The organism is Streptomyces sp. NPDC005722 (assembly GCF_040630935.1).
In the GTDB taxonomy this organism is placed as follows: domain Bacteria; phylum Actinomycetota; class Actinomycetes; order Streptomycetales; family Streptomycetaceae; genus Actinacidiphila.
The window spans coordinates 187416-210046 of sequence record NZ_JBEXYN010000008.1 but is presented as its reverse complement, the minus strand read 5'-3'; the positions used below and the strand labels follow the sequence as shown (position 1 = coordinate 210046).

The following is a 22631-nucleotide window of genomic DNA, read 5'->3' as shown; positions in this document are numbered from 1 at the left end:
GACATGGGAAGCAGGAGGGGACCGGCCCTCACCGTGGCGGCGCTGCTCGCGCTCGCCGCGCTCGCCGGCTGCGGGACCGGCGGCGGCGAGGCCGAATCCGAGTCGGTCCGCAGCACCGACGCGGAAGTGCTGGCCTGCACCGAACTCGTCGCCGAGGGGACGGTGCTGCGGGTGACGCCGGGAGAGGCTGCGGACCGGGTGTCGGTGCGGATGGAGGTGGACCGCTACCTCAAGGGCGGGCACGGGGACGGCCGGCTGACCCTCTCCGTCGAGCGTGACGAGGAAGGGGAGCCCGGGATGGCCGTGGGGAGCCGCGTGCTCGTCAGGGTCGGGCTGCGGCCCTGGCGCTCCACCTTCGTCCACCAGGGCGAGGACATCGCCCGGACGCGGGAGTGGGTGGAGCGGGCGCTGCCCCGTTCGCGCACGCTGCGCTGCGGGGAGCAGGAGTACGAGTGGCGGCAGAGCTGAAGGGGCGGCAGAGCTGAAGGGGCGGGTGCTCCGGGGAGCACCCGCCCCTTCAGGCGGTGATCAGGCCGTGGCCGCGGGTCAGCCCGCGTTGACCTTGTCGATCAGCACGCTGCCGGTGCCGGCGGCGGTGCCGTCGGCGTTGAGCAGCTGCACCTCGCCGAAGAACTGACGTCCCTCGGGAGCCGGGGCCGCGACCAGGACGTTCGCCGCGACGTTCGCGGAGGCGCCGTTGGCCAGCGGCACGGACGCCGCCTCGTCCACGGCGACCGAGCCCAGCGTCGCCGAGTAGAAGACGTCGCGGTAGTCGTACTCGGTGGTGCCGGCCGGGACCGAGTAGCCGTCCACCTGGATGGTGTACGTGCCGGCCGCCGGGTTGGCGATGCTCACGGCCTCCTCCGAGTCGCCGTCCGCGGACTGGCCGACCTGCACGCCGCCCAGGAACACGGTCAGGTCGAGGTCGGCGGAGGTGTCGGAGGTGCCGCCGATGGCGACGTCCAGGCGGGACGCGCCCGCGGGGACGACGACCGTGCTGGTGACGCTGTCACCGTCGGCGATCGTCTTGCGCGAGGCCGCCGCGGAGCCGAGCGCGCCGCCCTTCAGCTTGCCCTGCACCGGGGCGTAGCCGTTGGTGACCTTCCACGAGACCGGGGCGGCGGTGCCGACCGTGGCCTCCTCGACGGTCTGGACCTCGGGGTCGAAGGAGACGCCGAGCGCGGTCGCGGTCAGGTTGTACGGGTTGTTCAGCACCGGCGAGGTACGACGCGCCTCGACCTCGATCTCCCACACGCCCGGGATCGGGTCGGTGTAGGAACGCAGGTCGGGACGGCACCCGTTGGTGGTGGTGTAGTTCGGGTAGCAGAACGTCGTGGTGGTCGGGTCCGCCGGGATGCCCCACGGGGTGATCGCGATGAAGCGGGTCTGGCTGCCGGTGGCCAGCCCGCCCATCTTGATCTCGAGCGTCTTGGCGCCCTCGGGGACGGTCACGAAGTAGGACTTGGTGCCGTTGCGCTGCACCGAGCCCGACGCCTTGACCGCGAAGGACGGCTTGGCCTGCGGGGTGGCGACGACCACGGTGTTGAGGATCTGCTGGTCGGTGCCGCGCGTCGCAGGGTCGTCGACCGTCAGGATCGCGCTGTGCAGACCGGTCGAGCCGGGCTTGGCCTTGACGCGCACGGTCACCGGCTTGTTCAGCGGCAGCCACACGTTGTCGTAGTCGGCGAAGCGGAACGTGCCGTCGTTGTTCACCCACTCCAGGTCGTGCCGGACGGACCGGTTCGGACCGGTGGTGCGGGTGATGGTGACGTCGTACGTCTTGGTCTGGCCGGCCTTCAGGCCGCCCTCGCGGTCGTAGATGCCGGTGCCGTAGCCAGGCGTGGCGAGCGCGCCCGAGAAGAACGTGTCGACCGGGGCCTTGACCGTGTAGGTGTGGGCGCTCGCGCCCGCCCTGATCAGGCGCCAGGCATCGACGATGTCGATCAGGCCGGAGCCCTGGGCGTACGCCGGGACGTCCTTGATCTTGTGCGCCGTGCTGGTCAGCGCGGTGCGCAGGGTGGCCGGGCTCAGCGGGACGCGGGCCTGCTTGGCCGCCGACAGCAGCAGCGCGGAGGCGCCGGCCGCCTGCGGGGAGGCCATCGAGGTGCCCTGCAGCATGGCGTAGCCGGGCGGCAGGCTGTAGCCGGCCTCCGCGACGGGGCCACCGGGCTCCCAGGTCGGGATGGTGTTGATGGAGGCACCGGGCGCGGAGATGATCGGCGCGAAGCCGCCGTCCTCACGCGGACCGCGCGAGGAGAAGGGCATCATGTCGTACGCCTTGGTCACCTGCGAGCCGTAGTTGGCCGCCCAGGTCTCCTTGGAGACGGTGGCACCGACGCTGAGGACCTTGTCGGCCAGGCCGGGGTCGCCGATGGTGTTGGCGCCGGGGCCGCTGTTGCCGGCCGAGATGACCAGCTGCACGCCGTAGTCGTCGATGAGACGGGTGTACGTCCGCGCGCGGGCGTTGTTGCCGTCGTTCAGCGGGGGCAGGCCGCCGATGGACATGTTGACGATGTCCACACCGCGGTTGACCACGAGGTCGATCATGCCCTCGGTCAGCGCGACGTTGGTGCAGCCGCCGCCCCAGGTGCAGGCGCGCGAGGAGACGATCTTCGCGCCCGGCGCGGCGCCGTTCATCTTGCCGCCGAACAGGCTGTTGGCGGCGGTGATGCCCGCCACGTGGGTGCCGTGCTCGGACTCGATGACGCCGATGTTGACGAAGTCGGCCTTCTTGCCGACCCAGGTGCCGCCGTACGGGTCCGTGGGGACGTCCTTGCGGACCTGCACCACGAAGGGGATCCGCTCGGAGATGGCGGTGGCGGGGTTGTCGGTGCCGAAGTAGCCGATCTGGAAGCCGTCCTTGTACGGCTTCATCTCGGTGTCGTCGGTGAAGTCCCCGTTGTCGTTCAGGTCGAGGCGGACGGTGCCCTTGGCCGGGTCGTACAGGACGCCCCAGTAGTCGGTGGTGTCGCCGTCGCGGTTGAGGTCACCGGCCATGTCGCCGCCGGCGGTGGCCGACTCGAAGAAGACCGTGACCTGCTGCGTCGCCTCGGGGGCCGACCAGGTGCGGCCCTGGTAGCTGACGCGCGGGCCGTTGGTCATGCGGCGCCAGGTGCCGTCGCCGTCGGTGATCGGGTCGGTGGCGGTGACCCAGTCGACGATCTTGCGCTCGCCGGTGGTGGTCTTCTGCAGCGCCGGGTGGCCGAGGTCGACGCCGGAGTCGAGGATGCCGATGGTGACGCCGCGGCCGTCGGCCTTCGGGTTGTCCTTGACGAAGTCCACCGCGCCGGTCTCGAAGGCCGGCTGGTAGGGGTTCTTCGCCGGGGTCTTCGCACCGGGAGCCGGGTACGTGGTGGAGCCGTGCCCGTGGTCGTGGCCGTGGCCCTTCGAGGAGCCCTTGCCGCCGTCGGCCGACGGGGACGGGTCGTCGAGGAGGATCTCCTGCTTGAGGTCGATCGCCTGCACCGACGAGAGCTTCTGCGCCGCCGCGATCGCCGCGTCCGCCTTGGCGGTGGGAACCGTGGCACGGACGTAGCCGAGGGTGTCGTAGGTGCGGTCCACCGACGCGCCCTTGAGCGCGTCGAGCTCGTCCGAGACCTGCTCGGTGGAGCCCTTGCTGGTGGCGATCATGAGGGTGACGTTCTTCTCGCCGCCGGCCTTGGCCTCGGCGAGGAGTTCGGCGTCGGCCGCTCCGAGCTTGTCGTGCGCGGTCTTCACCGCCGCGTCCGCCGGGTCGCCGGTCGTGTCGGCGAAAGCGGTGGAGGCGGAGATTCCGGTCGTCGTCAGAGCGGCCACCAGGCCCGCCGCGAGCGCGACTCGGACCACGCGTCTCTTCCCGCGTATGTGATCGAGAGACATGGGCATCCTGTTCAAGATTTGGGCGCCAGTTGACCGACACATTGCGCCATCTGTGGGGTTGTTGGGGAGTGCCGTAGATGGCGTAAGACCGACATGACGCGAATACGTCAAGAAGCCGGGACCCCGGCAGGGGCGCGAAGCAGCCCGAACCGGTCCATTGCGCGCGGGCGTTCGGTGCTCCGGGGGACTTCCGGCGCGGGGCGCGGACACGGCGGTGGATGAACAACGGATGAGCGTCCGGACACCTGCGGACCGGGCGCCGGTGACTCGCGGGAGGACTGCTGATCCAAGTCCGCAGATGGGTGCCGGACGTTCCGTTTCCGTTGCACCGCAGGCCACCCCGGGTGCCAACGATCCGGTGAGGAGCGGCACCGCAGTGCCGCCGCAGCCACCGTCCACCGGGGGAACCCGTCATGTCTGGTCCCGTGTCCGCTGCCGCCCTCAGCCGCCGCAACGTCCTGATCGCCTCGGGTGTGACCGCCCTCGGCGCAGGGCTCGGTTTCGCCCTCGTCCCCGGCTCGGGCGACGCGACGGCCGCGCCCCCGCTCGCGGAGCCGGCCACCGGACCCGCCTCCGGCCTTCCGGCCGCCCCCACGGCACCCGCCTCGCCCGCCGCGGCGCAGCCCTACACCGCGGGGACCACCCTGCACTCCGTCGCCGCTCCGCGCGGCCGGGGCGGCTACCGCCGGCTGGGCGACGGCCCCGGCTGGAAGCGGGTCACCCGGACCGAACTGGCCGCCGCCAGGAGCGGCCGCGCCGAACGCCGTACGCCCCTTTCCTGCTTGGTGCAGTTCACCGACCTGCACCTCACGGACGTGCAGAACCCGCAACGCTACGAGTTCATGCGCTCCGCCTCCCCGGCCGACTGGCGTCCCCAGGAGGCGCTGACCAACGCCGGCGCCGTCTCCCTGGTCGAACGGGTCAACGCGCTGCGGCACGGGCCCGCCACCGGCACGCCCATCGGCTTCGTCATGACCACCGGCGACAACACCGACAACAACTCGCGGATCGAACTGGACTGGTTCCTCGCGGTGATGAGCGGCGGCCGCTTCACGCCCGACTCAGGCGACCCGGGCCACTACGAGGGGGTGCAGGACTCCGGCCTCAAGGGCTTCTGGCAGCCCGACGCCGCGCTGCGCGACACCGACAAGGCGGCCGGCTACCCCCGGCTGCCCGGCTTCCTCGCCGCCGCGGTCCGCGAGCTCAACAGCCCCGGCCTGCAGGTCCCGTGGTACTCCACCATCGGCAACCACGACCAGCTGTACGGCGGTTCGTACGCCGCCTCGTCCTTCTTCCACGACCTCGCGCTCGGCTCGCGGAAGTTGTTCTGGCTGCCCCCGGCCGAGGCCGAGGCCGTGGGCGACTTCCTGCGCAAGGGGCCCGACCCCCAGGGCACCCGCTTCCGCCAGGCCTGGAACCGCTACCGGAGCAGCGCCCGCACCGTCACCCCCGACGAGCGCCGCGCGCCGGTCACCCCGCGCGAGTACATCGCGGCCCACCTGGACCCGGCGCACGCCGGGGCCGGTCCGGTCGGCCACGGCTACACGACGGCCGAACTCGACTCCGGCCGGCTCCACTACACGTTCCGGATCTCCGACGGCGTCCTCGGCGTCAGCCTCGACACCACCGACCGGGGCGGCGACTACCGCGGTTCCCTCGGCACGGACCAGCTGAACTGGCTGGACCGGACGCTCACCGAGCACGCCGACGACACCGTGCTGGTCTTCAGCCACCACCCCAGCTGGTCGATGACCAACCTGGTCCGCGACCCCGCCCGCCCCGCCGAGCGACGGCACGGCGGCGACGAGGTGCTCGCACTGCTCGGACGGCACCGCAACGTAGCCGCCTGGATCAACGGGCACAGCCACAAGAACAAGATCGTCCCGCACGGCACGTTCTGGGAGGTCTCCACCGCCTCCCACGTCGACTACCCGCAGCTGGCCCGGATCATCGAGCTGACCGACAACCACGACGGCACGCTCTCGCTGCACTGCACGCTCGTGGAGTCCGCGGCCCCCTACCGCACCGACTTCTCCGACCTGTCGCAGACCGGACTCGCCGCGCTCTACCGCGAGCTCGCGTTCAACGCGCCGGGATCGCGCGCGACGCTCTCCGGCGAGCCGGGCGACCGCAACGTGGAGCTGCTGCTGAAGAAGCGCTGACCGCCCCCGGTCACCGCGGCAGCACCACCACCCACGACGCGGGGTCGCGGTCGGCGGCGGCCATGAGGGCCGTACGGACGACCGTGGCCTGCTGCTCCAGGGACTCGCGCAGCTTGCGTGGGGTGATGTGCACGACCGAGATGCCGAGCCGCTCCAGGTGCTCGCGCTTGCGGGCGTACTCGGCCCACTGGGCGTCGTCCTCCTGCCGGGGCACGCGCGCGTCGAGCTCCACCGCGACCGCGTGCTCCGGCCAGTACGCGTCCACGCCGCCCAGGTGCGGGCCGCCGGGCAGCCGCAGGTCCACGTTCCACAGCGGGTCGGGCAGCCCGAAGCAGCGCACCATCGTGTACAGCCGGCTCTCGGCGATCGCCCGGCCCTCGGCCACCAGCGCGTCCACCGCCTCGACCACGTGCGGCCGGGAGAGCAGCCGGGCCCGGCTCAGCTCCGCGACCAGCGCCGACGCCTCGCAGTGCCCGCCGCGCACCGCCTCGGTCAGCACCTGGCGCACCGCCCGGGCGTCCTCCAGCTCCTCCACCGCGTCCGCCAGGGCCCGGGGCAGCGGCGCGCACGGCACGCCCTGCACCTCCTGCGGCCGGGGCAGCGCGGGCGTGCGGACCAGCCCCACGTCACCGACGGCGCGCAGCCGGCGCTGCCGGGTCACCAGCAGGTCGATCCGGTCCAGGCCGAGCAGCGGCGGCACCGAGGAGAAGCGGTGCAGGGCGAGCGCCGCGAGCCCCGTGACCATCGCCTCGCGGCCCGCGTAGAGCAGCGCCGCCCGGACCCGCTCGTCGCCGGTGGGGCGGCCGCGGTGCAGGACGTACACCCGGGGCAGCACCTCCTGCCACGGCCCGCCGGGGCGGCAGCGCTCGGCCAGCGCCTCGGGGGTGACGCCGTGCTCCCGCAGCTGGCGGGCCGAGAGCACGGTCGGCCGGGTGCGGGAGAGGTGGTCGAGGGGGCGGGGGCTGAGGGGGATGTTGTGGTTCATGGCGGGTGGATTCCCGCTTCCCCCGGGGAGGCTAACGGCTGTTACTGTTCCGTCGACAAATGCGGACATCACCGCACTAAAGTTCAGGCGTTCGGTTGCCGAGCGTGATTTTTCACCTATCCGGGTGACCGGCCCCCGTTCACCTGCTGCCCCGCCCCGGCGATGCTGTCGCACCACCGGGGCCGGACGGTACCCCGCGTACGCCATTGGGGTGACCGGTCACCTGTTCCCATCCGGGAGGGGGCCTCAGACGGCCCCGGCCGCCGCGTCCCGGTCCTGCGCCCGCAGCGCCCGCGCGAGGTCGTCACGGCACTCGGCGACCAGCCGCCGCAGCGCCGGCGGCGCGTCGGCGTGGCCGTCCAGCCAGGCGTCGGCGGCGTCGAGCGTGGCGGCCCTGTCCTGGTGGTGCGGGAACAGCCCGCGGACGACGGCCATGCCGATCTCGATCGAGCGCTCCTTCCAGACCCGCTCGATCACCTCGAAGTAACGGTCCGCGTACGGGGCGAGCAGCTCGCGCTGGCCCGCCTGGTCGAAGCCCGCGATGGTGGCCTCGACGAGCGCGTTGGACAGCGCGTCGGACTCCACGACCGACGCCCAGCACTGCTCCTTGACGGCCGCGGAGGGCCGTGCCGCCAGGCAGCGCACCTGGTGCCGCTTGCCGGAGGCGGTGTCGTCGCGGGCGAGCTCCGCCGCGACGGCGGCCTCGTCGGCCGCGCCGCCGGCGGCCAGCGCCTCCAGGAAGGTCCAGCGCAGCTCCTGGTCGACGTCGAGCCCGTCGATCTTCTCGGTGCCGTCGAGCAGCCCGCGCAGCACGGCCGTCCCGGCGTCCCCGGAGGCCACGGCCGCGTGGAAGCGGGCCCAGGCCAGCTGGTGGCCGCTGCCCGGGGCCGCCGCGCGCAGCTCGCGCAGCGCCCCGTCCGCCAGCTCGCGCGCGCCGTGCTCGCGCCAGGCGGGCGCCGCGTAGTCGTTCAGGGCCGTACGGGCCTGCATGTGCAGCCCCTGCAGCACGCCGATGTCGGTCTCGGCGCCCGCGAAGCGCAGCACCAGGCCGAGGTAGTCGCGGGCGGGCATCAGCCCGTCGCGGGTCATGTTCCACACCGCGGACCAGGTCAGGGCGCGGGCCATCGGGTCGGTCAGCGAGCCCAGGTGCTCCCGGACCGTGGCCAGGGAGTCCTCGTCGAAGCGGATCTTGCAGTAGGTGAGGTCGTCGTCGTTGACCAGCACCAGGTCGGGGCGCTCGGCCCCGGTCAGCTCGTCCACCACCGTGCGCGGGCCCGCGACGTCGGTCTCCACGCGCGCGTAGCGCTCCACGGCGCCCTCGGCGGTGCGCCGGTAGAGCCCCACCGCGACCCGGTGCGGCCGCAGTTCGGGGTGCGAGGTCGCGGCTTCCTGCAGCACGGCCAGCTCGGCGACCCGCCCGTCGGCGTCATAGGTCACCTGCGGGGTCAGCGAGTTGACGCCGGCCGTCTGCAGCCACGACCGCGACCAGCCGGCCATGTCGCGCCCCGAGGTCTCCGCCAGCACCGACAGCAGGTCGCCCAGCTCGGTGTTGCCGTAGGCGTGGCGCTGGAAGTAGCGGCGCGCGCCCTCCAGGAAGGCGTCCCGCCCGACGTACGCGACCAGCTGCTTGAGCACGCTGGCGCCCTTGGCGTAGGTGATGCCGTCGAAGTTGAGCTTGGCGTCCTCCAGGTCGCGGATGTCGGCCGTGACCGGGTGGGTGGAGGGCAGCTGGTCGGCGCGGTAGGCCCAGGCCTTGCGGCGGTTGGCGAAGGTGATCCAGCCCTCCTTGTAGCGGGTGGCCTCCACCAGTGAGAACGCTCCCATGAAGTCCGCGAAGGACTCCTTCAGCCAGAGGTCGTCCCACCACCGCATGGTGACCAGGTCGCCGAACCACATGTGCGCCATCTCGTGCAGGATGACGTTCGCCCGGCCCTCGTAGGACGCCTGCGTGACCTTGCCGCGGAAGACGTACTCCTCGCGGAAGGTGACCAGCCCCGGGTTCTCCATGGCGCCGATGTTGTACTCGGGCACGAAGGCCTGGTCGTACTTCCCGAAGGGGTACGGGTAGCCGAAGTGGTCGTGGAAGAAGTCCAGGCCCTGCTTGGTGACGGTGAAGATCTCGTCGGCGTCGAAGTGGCGGGCGAGGCCCTTGCGGCACAGCGCGCCCAGCGGGATCTCCAGCTCGGAGCCGTCCGGCAGCGTGCGCCGGTAGGTGTCGTGGACCATGTGGTACGGCCCGGCGACGACCGCCGTGATGTACGTGGAGATCGGGCGGGTCGGCGCGAAGTGCCGGGTCTCGCCGCCGTCGGAGACCCCGGTGACGCGCTCGTTGCCCAGCACCACCCAGGACTCGGGGGCGGTGACGGAGAAGGTGAACGGCGCCTTCAGGTCGGGCTGCTCGAAGTTCGCGAAGACCCGGCGGGCGTCGGCCGGCTCGTACTGCGTGTAGAGGTAGACCTCGCCGTCCTCGGGGTCGGTGAAGCGGTGCATGCCCTCGCCGGTGCGGCTGTAGGCGCACTGCGCGTCCACCACCAGGACGTTCTCGGCGGCCAGGCCGTCCAGCGTGATCCGCGTCCCGTCGAAGACCTCCGCCGGGTCCAGCTCCCGCCCGTTGAGCGTCACCGACGTGACGGCAGGGGCGAGCAGGTCCGCGAAGGAGGAGGCGCCGGGCTCCGCGCAGCGGAACCGGATCGTCGTCACGGACCGGAACGCCGGCTCCTGCGGGCGCAGCGCCGAGCGCAGGTCGAGGGCGACCTCGTAACCGTCCACGGCCAGCAGCCGTGCCCGCTCGCGGGCCTCGTCACGCGTGAGGTTCTCACCGGGCACGGGGTCTCCATCCTTCGCACGCCGTCGTGGGATCTGTCTTGTGGACGCCACGCATCTTCGCACGTCGGCCCGGACGGCGGCGCACGGGAATGGCGATGGCACCGAGGGCGTTGCGCCGTGGGAAACGACGCGTCGACGCGTCATGCCCGGAGGAGAGAAACGTGACCGAGACCACAACCACCCCCACCCCGGTGGACTTCTGGTTCGACCCCGCCTGCCCCTGGGCGTGGATGACCTCCCGCTGGATGCTGGAGGTGGAGAAGGTGCGTCCCGTCGAGGTGCGCTGGCACGTGATGAGCCTGGCGGTGCTCAACGAGAACCGCGACGAGCTCCCCGAGGAGTACCGCGAGTTCCTGACCACGGCCTGGGGCCCGGTCCGCGTCTGCATCGCCGCCGAGCAGAAGTACGGCAGCAAGGTGCTCGGCCCCCTCTACACCGCCCTGGGCACCCGCATCCACAACCAGGGCCTGGGCCACAAGGACCACGAGGTCATCGTCGCCGCCCTGGAGGAGGCCGGCCTGCCCGCCGACCTCGCCGACTTCGCCCGCAGCGACGCCTACGACACGGAGCTGCGCGCCTCCCACCAGGAGGGCATCTCCAAGGTGGGCCAGGACGTCGGCACCCCGGTCATCGCGGTCCCGGGCGCCGACGGCGAGCAGATCGCCTTCTTCGGCCCGGTCGTCACCCCGGCGCCCAAGGGCGAGGCCGCCGCCCGCCTGTGGGACGGCACCCTGCTCGTCGCGTCGACCCCCGGCTTCTACGAGATCAAGCGGACCCGCGACCAGGGCCCCGTCTTCGACTGATCCCGGCCCGTCCGGTCAGAAGTGCCGGAGCAGTTCGGGGAAGGCCGCCAGCCGCAGCACCCGCTCGTCGGCCGGGTCCAGCTCGGACTGCTCCAGCACCCAGGTGTTCTCGTTGGGGATGAACACCGCGCTCATCCCGGCCTCGCGCGCGGGCAGGATGTCCGACTTCGGGGAGTTCCCGACCATCCAGCTCCTGTCCGGCGCGAAGCCGTACTCCGCCAGCAGCGCCCGGTAGGTCCCCGCGGCCTTCTCCGGCACGATGTGCACCCCGCGGAAGCGGTCCGCCAGTCCCGAGGCCGCCACCTTGCGCGCCTGCTCCTCCTCGTCGCCCTTGGTGAGCAGCAGCAGTTCGTGGCGGGTGCCCAGCTCCTCCAGCGTGCTCGCCACGCCGGGCATCAGCTCCACCCGGTGCTCCACGAAGGCCACCGCCAGCTCGTCCACCCGCCCGAGCTCGGCCTGTGTGACGGGCCGTTCCCGCAGCCGCTCCAGGAGCTCGCCGAGGCTGCGCAGGAAGACCTTGCTGCCGTAGCCGTGGACGACGGCGTTCGCCGCCTCGATCTCGTTGAGCAGCGCCCTGATCTGCGCGCGGTCCAGGACGGGATGGTCCACCCAGTCCAGGAAGTCCTCTATGACCCGCTCGAAGACCACGTTGTTCTCCCACAACGTGTCGTCCGCGTCGAAGACCAGTACCTGCCCCGTCAGCCGTGCCTCGTCCATCCCGCGAGGGTAGCCAGAGGGCGCGCCCGCCGGCCCCGCATTTTCCCGGCGGCGCTACCCGTGCCGTGCGGCGAGCGCCGCGTCCAGCTCGGCGCGGGAGGGCGGGTCGGCGCCCACCCGCGTGCAGTTGAGGGCCGCGGCCGTGACGCAGCGCTCCAGCACGGCGGTGAGGGCGTCCGGCGCGGCGGGGACGCCGGCACCGGCGACCGCGTCCAGCAGCGCCGCCTGGAAGGCGTCGCCCGCCCCGATGGTGTCGACGACGTCGACCTCGGGCGCCGCCACCCGTACGAGGGTGTCCCCGGTCACCGCGAACGCGCCCGCCGCGCCCAGCGTGACGACCGCGAGCCGGGGCCCCTCGGCGAGCAGCGCCCGCGCCGCCTCCTGCGGGGCCAGCCCCGGGAAGAGCCAGGCGAGGTCCGCGTCGCTGGCCTTGACCACGTCGGTGACCCCGGCCAGCCGCAGGCACGCCCGGCGGTAGGCGGCCCGGTCGGGCAGGACGGCGGGCCGCACGTTGAGGTCGGCGACGACGGTGCGCCCCGCGGCCGCGTGCAGCTCGCGGCAGAGCTCCAGCACCCGCGTCGCCCCCGGTTCGACCACCGTGGCCAGCGAACCGGTGTGCAGCACCGCCGTGTCCGCGGGCAGCGGCAGCTGCTCCGGGTCCCACGCGGCCAGGAAGTCGTACGAGGCGGAGCCGTCCCGGTCCAGGTAGGCCATCGCCAGCGTGGTGCGCCCGGCCGGGCTCGCGGCCCGCACCACCTCGACCCCGGTGGACTCCAGGTGCGCCCGGACCAGTTCGCCGGGCGGGTCGTCGCCCCACGTGGTGACCAGGGTGGTGGGGCGCCCCAGCCGGTGCAGGCCGACCGCGACGTTGGCCGGGCTGCCGCCGGGCACCGGTGTGACCTGCCGCTCCCCGGCACGCCACAGCAGGTCGACGAGGACCTCGCCGACGACGCCGACGCGGGAGGGGGAGGACGGAGCGCTCATGCGGGCAGCATAGGAGGCCGCCGGCCGGCCGCCGGAGCCGTGTCGCACCCGGCCGGCGGTGCCGCTCGGGTGGTCGCGACGAGGCGTTGGAGAAACCCCACTAAGCCCCGGGTGACGAAGCTCACGCCCTGCGCGGCTTCCTTGTAGGAAGGCGACCAACGCCATGATCGGGCCTTTGTGATCGGCGGACGATGATCGGTGAGGGCGGGGCGGGTTAACGTCACGGTGTCCCGAACCGACCCTCATCCCGCGGAGTCACCCGATGGCCAGCGCAGTTCCCGCCGCTTCCGCCGTACGGACCCACCCGGTCCTCGCCGACCTCATCCCCGCGTCGCGGCTGCGCGACGCGGCGCTCGTGACCGGTGGCGCCGTACTGACCGGCCTGGCCGCGCAGTTGTCGGTGCCGGTCCCCGGGTCGCCGGTGCCCGTGACGGGCCAGACCTTCGCCGCGCTGCTGGTGGGCACCGCCCTCGGCGCGCGCCGCGGCTTCCTGGCGCTCGCGCTGTACGCCGTCGCCGGTGTCGCCGGGGTCCCGTGGTTCGCGGAGGGGTCGTCCGGCGCGGCGGCGCCGAGCTTCGGCTACATCCTGGGCATGGCGCTGGCGTCCGCGCTCGTGGGCGCGCTGGCCCGCCGGGGCGCCGACCGCGGCGTGTGGCGGATGGCCGGGGTCATGGTGGCCGGCAGCGCCGTCACCTACGCCGTGGGCGTCCCCTACCTCGCGCTGGCCGCGCACCTGACGCTGGGTCAGGCCGTCGCCCTGGGCCTGACCCCCTACCTCATCGGCGACGCGCTGAAGGCCGCGCTCGCCATGGGTGCGCTGCCCGCCGCCTGGAAGCTGGTCGGCCGCCGCGGCTGACCGGGTACGCGGCACGACGCACCCGGGTGGAGGGGGCGGGGCGATCGCCCCGCCCCCTGCACGTGTCCTCCGTCAGTGCCGCGGCGCCGGCCCGCGCCGCGTCAGCCACAGTCCCGCGGCGCCCGCGGCCAGCAGCAGCCCGCCGCCCAGCAGCAGGACGGCCGTGCGCCCGGGGACGCCGGTGTCCGGCAGGGCGCCGGGTGCGGAGGGGCCGGCGCTCGCGGAGGTGTCGGGGCCGAAGGGCACGTTGTCGGTGCCCAGCAGCAGCGGGGTGTCGGGGGCGTTCGGCGTGGGCTCGCTGGTGCCGAACGGGACCGGGCCCTGCTGCCACAGCAGGGTGCCGGAGTCGCCGAGCATCACGGGCAGGCAGATCTTGCCCTTGCCCTGGAGGTCGTAGGTCGCGGACACGGTGTACGCCTTGCTCTTCCCCGCCGCCAGTTTTCCGACGGCGCAGCTGAATCCGCTGTTGGAACCCTCCGGGAGCTTCGCCTCCGGAATCGGGTCGCAGCCCTTCACCGCGGTCACCTCGAGGGCGTCGAAACCGACCACCAGGAGCCGCAGCTCAGGGGACCGCGCGTCGCCCTTGTTGACGACGCGGGCCGTGATCGAGGTCTTCTCGGTCTTGTTGTCGACGGAGATCCTGGCCGGCAGTTCGGTGCTCACCTTCACCCCGGCCGGGGCGCCGGGACCTGGCGTACCCCCCTGGCCGCTGCCCGGTACGGGCTCGGCGCCGTACACGGGTCCGGCGAACGCCAGCGCCAGCACGGCGGCCGCCGCCGCCGATTTCCGAACATGAATTCGCCGATTGAAAAGGCGCATTGCTCTTCCCCCTTCTGCACCGCATCAGCGGTATCTGAAGAGGTACCACAAGATTCCGGGCAACTATGCTGTGATGGTGGCAAGTTCATACTTCTGTCTCGGTCCGCGCGTGAATTGCGGGCCGCCGGACAGGAATTGAGGGGCATGGGGAATTCCCTCCGCAGTGGGGAGTCCGGGCATGGTGGGGAATGCGGGCGGTGAGGTGCGCGGCCGGCTCGTGGTGGGCCGCTACCGGCTGGGGGAGCCGATCGGCCAGGGCGGCATGGGCCGCGTCTGGCGGGCGGTGGACGAGGTGCTGGACCGACAGGTCGCGGTCAAGGAGATGCGCCTGGACGACAGGGAGGCCGAGGACGCGCGGGTCCGTCGTGAGCGCAGCCTGCGGGAGGCGCGCGCCACGGCCCGGATCGACCACCCGAACGTGGTCCGGGTCTACGACGTGGTCCAGGAGGCCGAACGGCTCTGGATCGTGATGGAACTGGTCGACTGCCGCTCCCTGGAGCAGGTGCTGGTCCAGGACGGCCCGGTGGACGTGGCCGAGGCCGTACGGATCGGCACCGGGCTGGCCCGTGCACTGCGGGAGGTGCACGCGGTCGGCGTGCTGCACCGCGACATCAAGCCCGGCAACGTGCTGATCGACACCCGGGGCAGGGTCGTCCTCACCGACTTCGGCATCGCGGCGATCCAGGACGCCACCGCGCTGACGATGGCCGGGATGCTGGTGGGCTCGCCCGACTACATGGCCCCGGAACGCGTGGAGGGCCGCCGGCAGGGGCCGCCCTCGGACCTGTGGTCCCTGGGCGCGACCCTCTGCGCCGCCCTGGCGGGAGCGTCCCCCTTCGCCCGCGCCACCACCCTGGCCACACTGCACGCCGTGCTCTACGAGGAGCCGCTGCTGCCGGCCGGCGCCGGGCCGCTGCGGGCCGCCCTGGCGGCCCTGCTGCGCAAGGACCCCGAGGAGCGGATGACCCTGGACGGCCTGGACGAGGCGCTGGCCGCCCTCGGCGTGCCCCCGGGCGGCCCGACCGTCGTCACCCGGCAGCCGCCGCCCCCGGAGGAGGGGCGCACCCCGACGCTCGCCGTCGGAAGGGCCGCCCCGGCACCGGAGGCCGCAGGCGAGGCCGCACCGGACACGGCACCGGAAGCCGAGCGGGAAGCCGAGCCGGAGGACGCCGTCCCGCCGGGCTGGGAGCGCCGCACCCCGGCTTCCCCCGACCCCGAGCCGTCCCCCGAGCCCCCGCCGGTCCCCTCACCCAGCCCCGCCCCCGCCCCCGCGCCGGAGTCCGGCCCCGGACCGGGCCGTGCCGCCGGCCCCGCCGTGCCGGCCCCCTCGCGGCTCCGCCGGGCGGCCCTGCTGGGCGCCGTGGGAGCGGCCGCCGCGGCCGTCGCCGTCACCGGCGTCCTGCTCACCGCGCCGCGCACCGGCCACCGCGAGGGCCCCGTCGTCGCGGGCACCAGCCGTCCGCCCTCCACCGGCGCAACTTCGCCCGCCGCCCCGTCCACCGGCACGCCCGCCCCCGGGGAGCGCAACGAGACCGGCTTCGCCTGGGTGCCGCCGCGGGGCTGGACGCGCAGCGCCAAGAGCCCGTCCAACGTCCACTACCACGCCCCGGACGGACAGCAGGAGATCGCCGCCTCGTACGCACTCGCACGGGGCGGCGATCTCCTGGAGCAGTGGCGCGCCTTCGAGGCCGGCTCGCACGACGTGCCCGGCTACCGGAAGACCCGGCTGGAACGGACGTCGTTCCGCGGCCGTCCGGCCGTGGTCTGGGAGTACTCCTTCACCCAGGCCGGCGCGCCCTGGAAGGCGCGGCAGCTCGGCTTCACCGCGGGGGGCAAGTCCTACCAGCTGAACGTCTGGTACGCGGCCGCGACCGGGTCCTCCGCGCCGGCCGCCTACGACCGGGTCGGCGCGTCCTTCCGGCCCTTGTGAAGCAGCTGGCGCGCCACCGCGACGGCCACCACGCCGAGCGCCACCAGCACGGAGACGACCACCTGGTCCCGGCCACCGCCGTCGGCGGTGTCGGTGAGCATGTAGCCGAGCACGAACACGATCATCGCGATCGTCGCCCAGGTCAGGTACGGGTACAGCCACATCCGCACCCGCAGCCGCTCCGGGGCCTCCCTCAGGATGATCTTCCGCATGCGCAGCTGCGAGAAGCAGATCGCCAGCCACACGAACAGCGCGATCGCGCCGGAGGCGTTGAGCAGGAAGAGGAAGACGGTGTCGGGGTACCGGTAGTTGAAGAAGACCGCGACGAAGCCGAAGACGACCGAGCCCAGGATCGCCGCCTGCGGCACGCCGCGCCCGGTGGTGCGGGCGAACGCCTTGGGCGCGTCACCGCGCAGGCCCAGCGAGAAGGCCATGCGGGAGGCGGTGTAGAGGCCGGAGTTGAGGCAGGACAGCACGGCCGTGAGCACGATCACGTTCATGATCTGGCCGGCGTGCGCGATGCCGATGGAGTTCAGCGCCGCGACGTAGGAGCCGTCCTCGGCGATCGACGGGTCGTTCCACGGCAGCAGCGACACCACGATGAGGATCGAGCCCAGGTAGAAGACGCCGATCCGCCAGATGACGCTGTTGGTGGCCTTGGTGACCGCGCGCTCGGGGTCGGCGGACTCGCCGGCCGCGAGCGTGACGATCTCGCTGCCCATGAAGGAGAACACGACCAGCAGCACACCGGTGAGGATCTTGCCGGGGCCGTTGGGGAGGAAGCCGCCGTGCTCGGTGAGGTTGGCCAGCCCCGCGGTGTCGTTGTGGCTGCCGGGCAGCACGCCGGCCACGGCGAGGGCGCCGAGCACGATGAAGCCGGCGATGGCCACGACCTTGATGCCGGCGAACCAGAACTCGAACTCGCCGTAGGAGGCCACCGAGGCCAGGTTGGTCGCGGTGAGCACGACCATCACGATCAGCGCCCAGCCCCACTGCGGCACGGCCGGGACCCAGCCCTCCAGGATCTTGGCGCCCGCGGTCGCCTCGACCGCCAGCACCACGACCCAGAAGAACCAGTACAGCCAGCCGATGGAGAAACCGGCCCAGCGGCCCAGTGCGCGGTCGGCGTAGGCGGAGAAGGAGCCGGAGGTGGGGTTGGCGGCGGCCATCTCGCCCAGCATGCGCATGACGAAGACGACCATGAGGCCGACGAGGGCGTACGACACGAGGATGCCGGGACCGGCGGCGGCGATGCCGGAGGCGGAGCCGACGAAGAGTCCGGCGCCGATCACACCGCCGATCGCGATCATCGACAGGTGGCGGTTCTTGAGCCCGGCCTTGAGGCCCGAGCCGTTCCCGGGCTCCGTCGGGGCCTCGGGGGCCGGAGCGGTGGAGCCTGCCGTGGGGGTGGGGGGACGTGTACTCATGGGGTGGCATGAAACACCGCCCGGGTACGAGCGGGGAACCTTTGATTCCGTTTCGTTGTCCCATCCTCAGCGGACCCTCAAATTCCCCCCACGGAACACCCACGGCATGTCGCCGGGGGTGCCCGTGCGACACTCGTCCGCATGCGCGTGTACCTCGGTTCCGACCATGCCGGCTTTGAACTCAAGAACCACCTCGTGGGGTGGCTCAAGGCCAACGGGCACGAGCCCGTGGACTGCGGCCCCCACGTCTACGACGCCCAGGACGACTACCCGCCGTTCTGCCTGCGCGCCGCGGAGCGCACCGCCGCGGACCCCGGTTCCCTCGGCATCGTGATCGGCGGCTCGGGCAACGGCGAGGCCATCGCCGCCAACAAGGTCAAGGGCGTCCGGGCCGTGCTCGCGTGGAGCCGGGACACCGCGACCCTCGGCCGCGAGCACAACGACGCGAACGTGATCAGCGTCGGCGCCCGCATGCACACCACGGACGAGGCCACCGCGTTCGTCGAGGTCTTCCTGGGCACGCCCTACTCCGGCGAGCCGCGCCACACCCGCCGCATCGGCATGCTCACCGCGTACGAGACCACCGGCGAGCTGCCCCCGATCCCCCCGCACCACCCGCAGGAGGGCTGATCCGGGCATGCCCGAGGGGCATACGATCCACCGCCTCGCCGCGGACCACGGGGAGCGCTTCGCCGGCCGCGTGGTCCGCACGAGCAGCCCGCAGGGCAAGTTCTCCGACGGCGCCGCCCTCCTGGACGGCGCCGTGCTGGAGTCCGCGGAGGCCCACGGCAAGCACCTCTTCCTGGGGTTCGGCCCGCTCGGCTGGGTCCACGTCCACCTGGGGCTGTACGGGAAGTTCGGCTTCGGCACCGGTCCCGGCGGGGCCCCCGTCGGCCAGGTCAGGCTGCGCCTGGCCACCGACGAGCACCACGCCGACCTGCGCGGGCCGACCGCCTGCGAGCTGATCACCGGGGCCGAGAAGCAGGCGATACACGACCGGCTCGGCCCGGACCCGCTCCGGCCGGCCGACACCGGGGAGCGCGCCTGGGCCCGGGTGGCCCGCAGCCGCACCAGTGTCGCCGCGCTGCTGATGGACCAGAAGGTCGTCGCCGGCGTCGGCAACGTCTACCGCGCCGAGGTCCTCTTCCGCCACGGCGTCGACCCGTACCTGGCGGGACGGGACCTGGACCGCGCGCGGTGGGACGCGATCTGGGCCGATCTGGTGGCCCTGATGCGCGAGGGCGTGCGCAACAACCGCATCGACACCGTCCGCCCCGAGCACACCCCCGAGGCCATGGGCCGTCCGCCGCGCGTCGACGACCACGGCGGCGAGGTCTACGTCTACCGCCGCGCCGCGATGCCGTGCCACATCTGCGGCACCGAGGTCCGCACCGCCGCCCTGGTGGCCCGCAACCTCTTCTGGTGCCCCTCCTGCCAGCCCGCCCGCGGCTGACGTCCGGTCACCCCGTGGCGGCCGGCCCCGCGAGTGGTGCGGGGCCGGCCGCGGGACGGGCGCCCGTACGGGCTCCGGGCCGCTAGAAGCCGTGCGGCAGCCAGGGGGCGACGTCACTGCCGAAGGCCACCGCCGCCTCCCGCAGCGCCCCCTGCCGCAGTTCCCGTACGCGGCCGGCCCGCGCCAGCGCGGTCAGCGAGACGTCGCCCAGGTAGGCGGCGCCCAGCTCGCGCACCGACAGCGCCAGGTCCGCGGCGTCCGTGGTCCGCTCGCACACGGCGCCCTTGGTGTCGCCGCCGAGCCGCCAGCGGCCCTCGTTCCACGGGCAGAACGGGTCCGAGACCTCCAGCACGACGTCCAGCGGCGCCGCATAGGTGCGGGCCGACAGGGCCGCGCCCACCTCGACCGGGCGCAGCAGCAGGCCCTCCTTGAACCGCACGCCGCAGCGGCGGACGTCGTCGACCAGGTGCAGGACCGGGTCATCGGCGGGACGGTTGCGGGAGGTGATGCGGCAGGTGAGGTCGATGCCGAAGAGGTAGCGCCACAACGCGGCACACGTGTCCGGATCCAGTGCCTCCAGGTCGCGCAGCACCACCGTCCCGTCGGGCCCGCCCGCGTTCCAGGAGGACTTCACCGCGTAGCGCGTGTAGCCCCGTACCTCGCCGTCGCGCTCGGCGACCACACACAGCAGGTTCGACGCGCCGTCCCGGTACGCCTCGGGGTCGAGCACGCCCTTGCGCCGCCAGTTCGGCCGCCGCTCCAGCATGCCCGGCCGGCCGGGCACCAGCCGCGCGTAGACCTCCTCGCAGGCCGCCAGGGCCTCCTCCGGGTCGGCGAAGCGCAGGGTGACCTCGTCGGCGCCCGCGGGCACCGTCAGGCCCGCCCGCAGGGTGTCGACCTCCACCGCCATCTGACGGGTGGCGACCTCGTAGCCGTACCGGCCGTAGATCGCCGGCTCGGAGGCCGTGAGCACCGCGAGGGGCTCGCCCCGTTCGCGCACGTCGTCCAGTTGCCGCCGCATCATCGAGCCGAGCAGCCCGCGCCGGCGGTGCGTCGAGGCGACGGTGACCATCGTGACGCCGGCCGCCGGGACCACGGCGCCGCCCGGCACCGCCACCCGGAAGGAGAACGCCCCCGCCGTGCCGACGACCTCCGTCCCGTCCCACGCGGCGATCGACCGGGTGAGTTCGGTCACCCCGCGGTCGAACTCCCGCTCCTCCGCCGGCACGCGCGCGCTGCCGAACGCGCGTTCCAGCGTGCTGAACCACTCGTCCCACTGTCCGGACTCGAGAACCCGCAACTCCACCGTCATGTGCCCTGCCTACCAGCCGCCCCAAGGGCGGGCGACCGGTTTTCGCCGGTCGCGGCGGCGAATCGGCGCACCATGAGGGGCACCTCCGATGCGGAGAACGGGTGAGGGTGGATAGGGTCGCCGGGAAGATGGCACGACGCCCGGTAGGAGACGGATTCAGGGCCCGGTGGCGCAGGACGGTCCACCGGGCTCGTGTCGGCCTGCGCAAATCCGCCGTGGACTACTTCCGCGGCGACGCGGCCGACTGGCTCGCCCTCACCGTCCTGATGATCGGCGTGCCGCTGATCGCCTGGGGCACGGTGCTGGCGCCGCAATGGTGCCCGCCCACCACCTTGGTGCTGCCCGTCCTCGTCGGCGGCCTGCTGCTGCGCCCCTCCAGCCTCCTGCTGCTCTACGGGGCCAGCGCCGCCGCGATGGTCGTGGAGTCCGCCGTGCTCGGCCCGTACGGCGAGGGCGTGGGCCGGGTGACCCCGGGCACCGTGCTCGTGGTGGCGGCGGTGGCGCTGGCCGGGCTGATCGTCGCGCAGTTCCGCGCCCGGGTCGGCGTGCCCTGGATGCGCGGCGGCACGATGCTCTTCGACCTGCGCGAGCGCATCCGGGTGCAGAGCAGGCTCCCCCGGCTGCCCGAGGGCTGGCACGCCGAGATGGCGCTGCGGCCGGCCGGTGGCCAGTCCTTCTCCGGCGACTTCGTGGTGGCCACCCGCACCTCGGGCGGCCGCATCCTGGAGGCGGTCCTCACCGACGTGTCGGGCAAGGGCATGGACGCCGGTTCGCGCGCGCTGCTGCTGTCCGGCGCCTTCGGCGGCCTGCTCGGCTCGTTGCCGCCGCACGCCTTCCTCACCGCCGCCAACGGCTACCTGCTCCGCCAGAACTGGGAGGAGGGCTTCGCCACCTCCGTGCACCTGGTGCTGGACCTGGAGACCGGCGACTACGAGCTGCTCTCCGCGGGCCACCTGCCGGGCATGCAGCTCAGCGCGGGCACCGGCCGCTGGGAGGAGAAGGCGGCCGAGGGCCCGCTGCTGGGGGTGTACGACGGCGCCGAGTTCCACAGCGTGAAGGGCACCCTGCGCTCCGGCGACGTCCTGCTGCTCTTCACCGACGGCCTGGTCGAGGCCGCCGGCCGCGACCTCACCGAGGGCATCGACCGGCTCATCGGCGAGGCCGACCGGTACGTCGCGCACGGCTTCCGCGGTGCGGCCTGGCAGCTCATCGAGGCGGTCGCCAAGGACGTCAACGACGACCGCGCCCTGCTCATCGTGTGCCGGGACTAGGCGCCGGCCGGAACGCCCAGGACATCCTCGGCTCGATCGCGAAGCGGAAGATCTGTCGCACGGGCGGGGTGCACAGCGCGGTGACCACCACGACGGCGATCGCGGTGACGGCGACCTGGCCCAGCGGGGTGTGGATCCACTCGTGGTCGTACCAGCGGCCGAAGCGCGAGCCCTTGGCGATGAAGCCGTGCAGCAGGTAGCCGTAGAGCGTGCCGGCACCCAGCGCCGTGAACCAGGTGCGACGGCGCGGCACCCAGGCGAGGAAGCACACCGTCAGCGCCAGGGAGCAGCAGAACAGTGCCGGCGTCATGACCGGACCCGCCCACCAGGGCGCGCCCAGTTCCTGGGCGCTCGCGCGGTGGTAGAGCCAGGCCCGGTCCATCCGGGGCACCAGCCAGTAGGTGACGACCAGCGCGGTCAGCCCGGCCGGGACCGACAGCACGCGCACCGCCCGGTGCCGCGCGAGGTGGAAGTGCTCGGCCCTCAGGCACGTGCCGAGCACGAAGAAGGGCAGGAACTGCAGGACGCGCTGGAGCTCCAGTTCCGCGCCGATGGCCGGGGTGACCGAGGCGAGCGCCGCGATCAGCAGGGCGACCGCGACCGGCTGCCGCACGACCCGCCAGACGGGAGCGGTGAGCCGCCAGATGAAGAGGGCGGCGAGGAACCAGGTGAGGTACCAGGGGTCGAGCAGGCTCAGCGACCGGGGAGCGGCGTCGTCGGCCCAGTTCCGGAAGAGCGAGTAGGCAGTCTCGAAGAGCAGGTACGGGACGGCGACGCCGGTGATCAGTCTCCTGACCCGGTCCGGACGGGCGTCGAAACTCTTCGAGAAGTAGCCGGAGATGACGATGAACGCCGGCATGTGGAACGCGTACACGAGGTTGTAGAGCGCGCTCGCGGCCCTGCTGTGCCCGGTGAGCGGTTCCCAGGCGTGGCCCATCGCGACCAGGACGATGGCCAGGTACTTGGCGTTGTCGAAGAACGGGTCGCGTCCGGCGGGGGCGGCGGGGGCCGTGGCGGGGGCGGGGGAACCGGAGGGCGCGGCCGGCCGGGCCCCGGCGCCGGTGCGGGCCTCCTGGCGTGGTGCGGGGAGAACGGAATTCCCGGTCTGGGTCCTGCCGGGGAACAGGGTGTTCGTGCGGGGGAGCTGGAACATTTGAAGCACCATAGCGGGCGCCTCTGGCTGAGTGAAATTCCCGGCCGGAATGGCCGCGGTGGCACCGACACCCTG

Annotated in this window: 17 protein-coding genes; 8 read left to right on the top strand and 9 right to left on the bottom strand. The window is 73.1% G+C overall.

The genetic code is table 11. From position 1 onward, the window contains the following. The first annotated feature begins 3 nt into the window (after nucleotides 1-3). Nucleotides 4-468, top strand: coding sequence for a hypothetical protein (locus ABZ479_RS13140; protein WP_500461648.1), 465 nt, complete (start codon nucleotides 4-6; stop codon nucleotides 466-468). Nucleotides 469-546: 78 nt separating this feature from the next. Here the strand turns inward: ABZ479_RS13140 and ABZ479_RS13135 are convergent, their stop codons facing one another. Continuing rightward, nucleotides 547-3864, bottom strand: coding sequence for a S8 family serine peptidase (locus ABZ479_RS13135; protein WP_500461647.1), 3318 nt, complete (start codon nucleotides 3862-3864; stop codon nucleotides 547-549). A gap of 407 nt (nucleotides 3865-4271) precedes the next feature. Here ABZ479_RS13135 and ABZ479_RS13130 point away from each other — a divergent pair, with 407 nt between their 5' ends. Further along, on the top strand, nucleotides 4272-6020 hold the full coding sequence (locus ABZ479_RS13130) for a TIGR03767 family metallophosphoesterase (protein WP_500461646.1): 1749 nt from the start codon (nucleotides 4272-4274) through the stop codon (nucleotides 6018-6020). 10 nt (nucleotides 6021-6030) lie between these two features. Here ABZ479_RS13130 and ABZ479_RS13125 read toward each other — a convergent pair whose 3' ends face one another. Together ABZ479_RS13125 and pepN are read right to left on the bottom strand one after the other, a co-directional pair. Further along, on the bottom strand, nucleotides 6031-7005 hold the full coding sequence (locus ABZ479_RS13125; RefSeq protein WP_500461645.1) for a hypothetical protein: 975 nt from the start codon (nucleotides 7003-7005) through the stop codon (nucleotides 6031-6033). Between the two features lie 246 nt (nucleotides 7006-7251). Then, entirely contained in the window at nucleotides 7252-9831 is a 2580-nt protein-coding gene (pepN, locus tag ABZ479_RS13120; protein WP_500461644.1) for an aminopeptidase N, read from the bottom strand. A 161-nt stretch (nucleotides 9832-9992) separates the two neighbouring features. Between pepN and ABZ479_RS13115 the strand changes: the two genes are divergently transcribed. After that, entirely contained in the window at nucleotides 9993-10634 is a 642-nt protein-coding gene (locus ABZ479_RS13115; RefSeq protein ID WP_499598976.1) for a mycothiol-dependent nitroreductase Rv2466c family protein, read from the top strand. A gap of 15 nt (nucleotides 10635-10649) precedes the next feature. On the opposite strand, the gene ABZ479_RS13110 is transcribed toward ABZ479_RS13115, so the two are convergent. Both ABZ479_RS13110 and ABZ479_RS13105 read right to left on the bottom strand, forming a co-directional pair. Continuing rightward, entirely contained in the window at nucleotides 10650-11351 is a 702-nt protein-coding gene (locus ABZ479_RS13110) for an HAD family hydrolase (protein ID WP_500461643.1), read from the bottom strand. 54 nt (nucleotides 11352-11405) lie between these two features. Continuing rightward, on the bottom strand, nucleotides 11406-12335 hold the full coding sequence (locus ABZ479_RS13105; protein ID WP_500461642.1) for a carbohydrate kinase family protein: 930 nt from the start codon (nucleotides 12333-12335) through the stop codon (nucleotides 11406-11408). Between the two features lie 262 nt (nucleotides 12336-12597). Between ABZ479_RS13105 and ABZ479_RS13100 the strand changes: the two genes are divergently transcribed. Further along, on the top strand, nucleotides 12598-13191 hold the full coding sequence (locus ABZ479_RS13100; RefSeq protein ID WP_499598973.1) for a biotin transporter BioY: 594 nt from the start codon (nucleotides 12598-12600) through the stop codon (nucleotides 13189-13191). Between the two features lie 72 nt (nucleotides 13192-13263). Here ABZ479_RS13100 and ABZ479_RS13095 read toward each other — a convergent pair whose 3' ends face one another. Then, nucleotides 13264-14010 carry a hypothetical protein gene (locus tag ABZ479_RS13095; protein ID WP_500461641.1) on the bottom strand — a complete coding sequence of 249 codons (747 nt, stop codon included), beginning with the start codon at nucleotides 14008-14010 and terminating at the stop codon, nucleotides 13264-13266. Between the two features lie 178 nt (nucleotides 14011-14188). On the opposite strand from ABZ479_RS13095, the gene ABZ479_RS13090 reads away from it, so the two are divergent. Beyond that, nucleotides 14189-15940 (top strand): serine/threonine-protein kinase, encoded by a 1752-nt coding sequence (locus tag ABZ479_RS13090; RefSeq protein ID WP_500461640.1) that lies wholly within the window; start codon nucleotides 14189-14191, stop codon nucleotides 15938-15940. Here the strand turns inward: ABZ479_RS13090 and ABZ479_RS13085 are convergent. Further along, a complete protein-coding gene (locus tag ABZ479_RS13085; protein ID WP_500461639.1) occupies nucleotides 15904-17367 on the bottom strand; it encodes an amino acid permease in 1464 nt (487 codons plus the stop codon). The genes ABZ479_RS13090 and ABZ479_RS13085 overlap by 37 nt on opposite strands. A gap of 141 nt (nucleotides 17368-17508) precedes the next feature. Here ABZ479_RS13085 and ABZ479_RS13080 point away from each other — a divergent pair, with 141 nt between their 5' ends. Together ABZ479_RS13080 and ABZ479_RS13075 are read left to right on the top strand one after the other, a co-directional pair. After that, nucleotides 17509-17997 carry a ribose-5-phosphate isomerase gene (locus ABZ479_RS13080; protein WP_499598968.1) on the top strand — a complete coding sequence of 163 codons (489 nt, stop codon included), beginning with the start codon at nucleotides 17509-17511 and terminating at the stop codon, nucleotides 17995-17997. Between the two features lie 7 nt (nucleotides 17998-18004). Further along, the gene (locus ABZ479_RS13075; RefSeq protein ID WP_500461638.1) at nucleotides 18005-18820 is read left to right on the top strand and encodes an Fpg/Nei family DNA glycosylase; all 816 of its coding nucleotides are present in this window, start codon (nucleotides 18005-18007) and stop codon (nucleotides 18818-18820) included. 82 nt (nucleotides 18821-18902) lie between these two features. On the opposite strand, the gene ABZ479_RS13070 is transcribed toward ABZ479_RS13075, so the two are convergent. After that, on the bottom strand, nucleotides 18903-20132 hold the full coding sequence (locus tag ABZ479_RS13070) for a GNAT family N-acetyltransferase (protein WP_500461637.1): 1230 nt from the start codon (nucleotides 20130-20132) through the stop codon (nucleotides 18903-18905). Between the two features lie 128 nt (nucleotides 20133-20260). On the opposite strand from ABZ479_RS13070, the gene ABZ479_RS13065 reads away from it, so the two are divergent. After that, nucleotides 20261-21403, top strand: coding sequence for a PP2C family protein-serine/threonine phosphatase (locus tag ABZ479_RS13065; RefSeq protein WP_500461636.1), 1143 nt, complete (start codon nucleotides 20261-20263; stop codon nucleotides 21401-21403). Here ABZ479_RS13065 and ABZ479_RS13060 read toward each other — a convergent pair. Next, nucleotides 21384-22556: an acyltransferase family protein gene (locus ABZ479_RS13060; protein WP_500461635.1), complete on the bottom strand. Its 1173-nt coding sequence runs from the start codon at nucleotides 22554-22556 to the stop codon at nucleotides 21384-21386. The two genes, ABZ479_RS13065 and ABZ479_RS13060, sit on opposite strands and share 20 nt — an antisense overlap. Nucleotides 22557-22631 lie beyond the last annotated feature (75 nt).

What these genes read in the sequence shown, in the direction of transcription:
- ABZ479_RS13110 (WP_500461643.1), bottom strand. Translation starts at nt 11,351, where the DNA reads ATGGACGAGGCACGGCTGACGGGGCAGGTACTGGTCTTCGACGCGGAC.
- ABZ479_RS13125 (WP_500461645.1), bottom strand. Translation starts at nt 7,005, where the DNA reads ATGAACCACAACATCCCCCTCAGCCCCCGCCCCCTCGACCACCTCTCC.
- ABZ479_RS13100 (WP_499598973.1), top strand. Translation starts at nt 12,598, where the DNA reads ATGGCCAGCGCAGTTCCCGCCGCTTCCGCCGTACGGACCCACCCGGTC.
- ABZ479_RS13085 (WP_500461639.1), bottom strand. Translation starts at nt 17,367, where the DNA reads ATGAGTACACGTCCCCCCACCCCCACGGCAGGCTCCACCGCTCCGGCC.
- ABZ479_RS13070 (WP_500461637.1), bottom strand. Translation starts at nt 20,132, where the DNA reads ATGACGGTGGAGTTGCGGGTTCTCGAGTCCGGACAGTGGGACGAGTGG.
- ABZ479_RS13135 (WP_500461647.1), bottom strand. Translation starts at nt 3,864, where the DNA reads ATGCCCATGTCTCTCGATCACATACGCGGGAAGAGACGCGTGGTCCGA.
- ABZ479_RS13065 (WP_500461636.1), top strand. Translation starts at nt 20,261, where the DNA reads ATGGCACGACGCCCGGTAGGAGACGGATTCAGGGCCCGGTGGCGCAGG.
- ABZ479_RS13060 (WP_500461635.1), bottom strand. Translation starts at nt 22,556, where the DNA reads ATGTTCCAGCTCCCCCGCACGAACACCCTGTTCCCCGGCAGGACCCAG.
- ABZ479_RS13075 (WP_500461638.1), top strand. Translation starts at nt 18,005, where the DNA reads ATGCCCGAGGGGCATACGATCCACCGCCTCGCCGCGGACCACGGGGAG.
- ABZ479_RS13130 (WP_500461646.1), top strand. Translation starts at nt 4,272, where the DNA reads ATGTCTGGTCCCGTGTCCGCTGCCGCCCTCAGCCGCCGCAACGTCCTG.
- ABZ479_RS13105 (WP_500461642.1), bottom strand. Translation starts at nt 12,335, where the DNA reads ATGAGCGCTCCGTCCTCCCCCTCCCGCGTCGGCGTCGTCGGCGAGGTC.
- ABZ479_RS13140 (WP_500461648.1), top strand. Translation starts at nt 4, where the DNA reads ATGGGAAGCAGGAGGGGACCGGCCCTCACCGTGGCGGCGCTGCTCGCG.
- ABZ479_RS13095 (WP_500461641.1), bottom strand. Translation starts at nt 14,010, where the DNA reads ATGCGCCTTTTCAATCGGCGAATTCATGTTCGGAAATCGGCGGCGGCG.
- ABZ479_RS13090 (WP_500461640.1), top strand. Translation starts at nt 14,189, where the DNA reads ATGGTGGGGAATGCGGGCGGTGAGGTGCGCGGCCGGCTCGTGGTGGGC.
- ABZ479_RS13080 (WP_499598968.1), top strand. Translation starts at nt 17,509, where the DNA reads ATGCGCGTGTACCTCGGTTCCGACCATGCCGGCTTTGAACTCAAGAAC.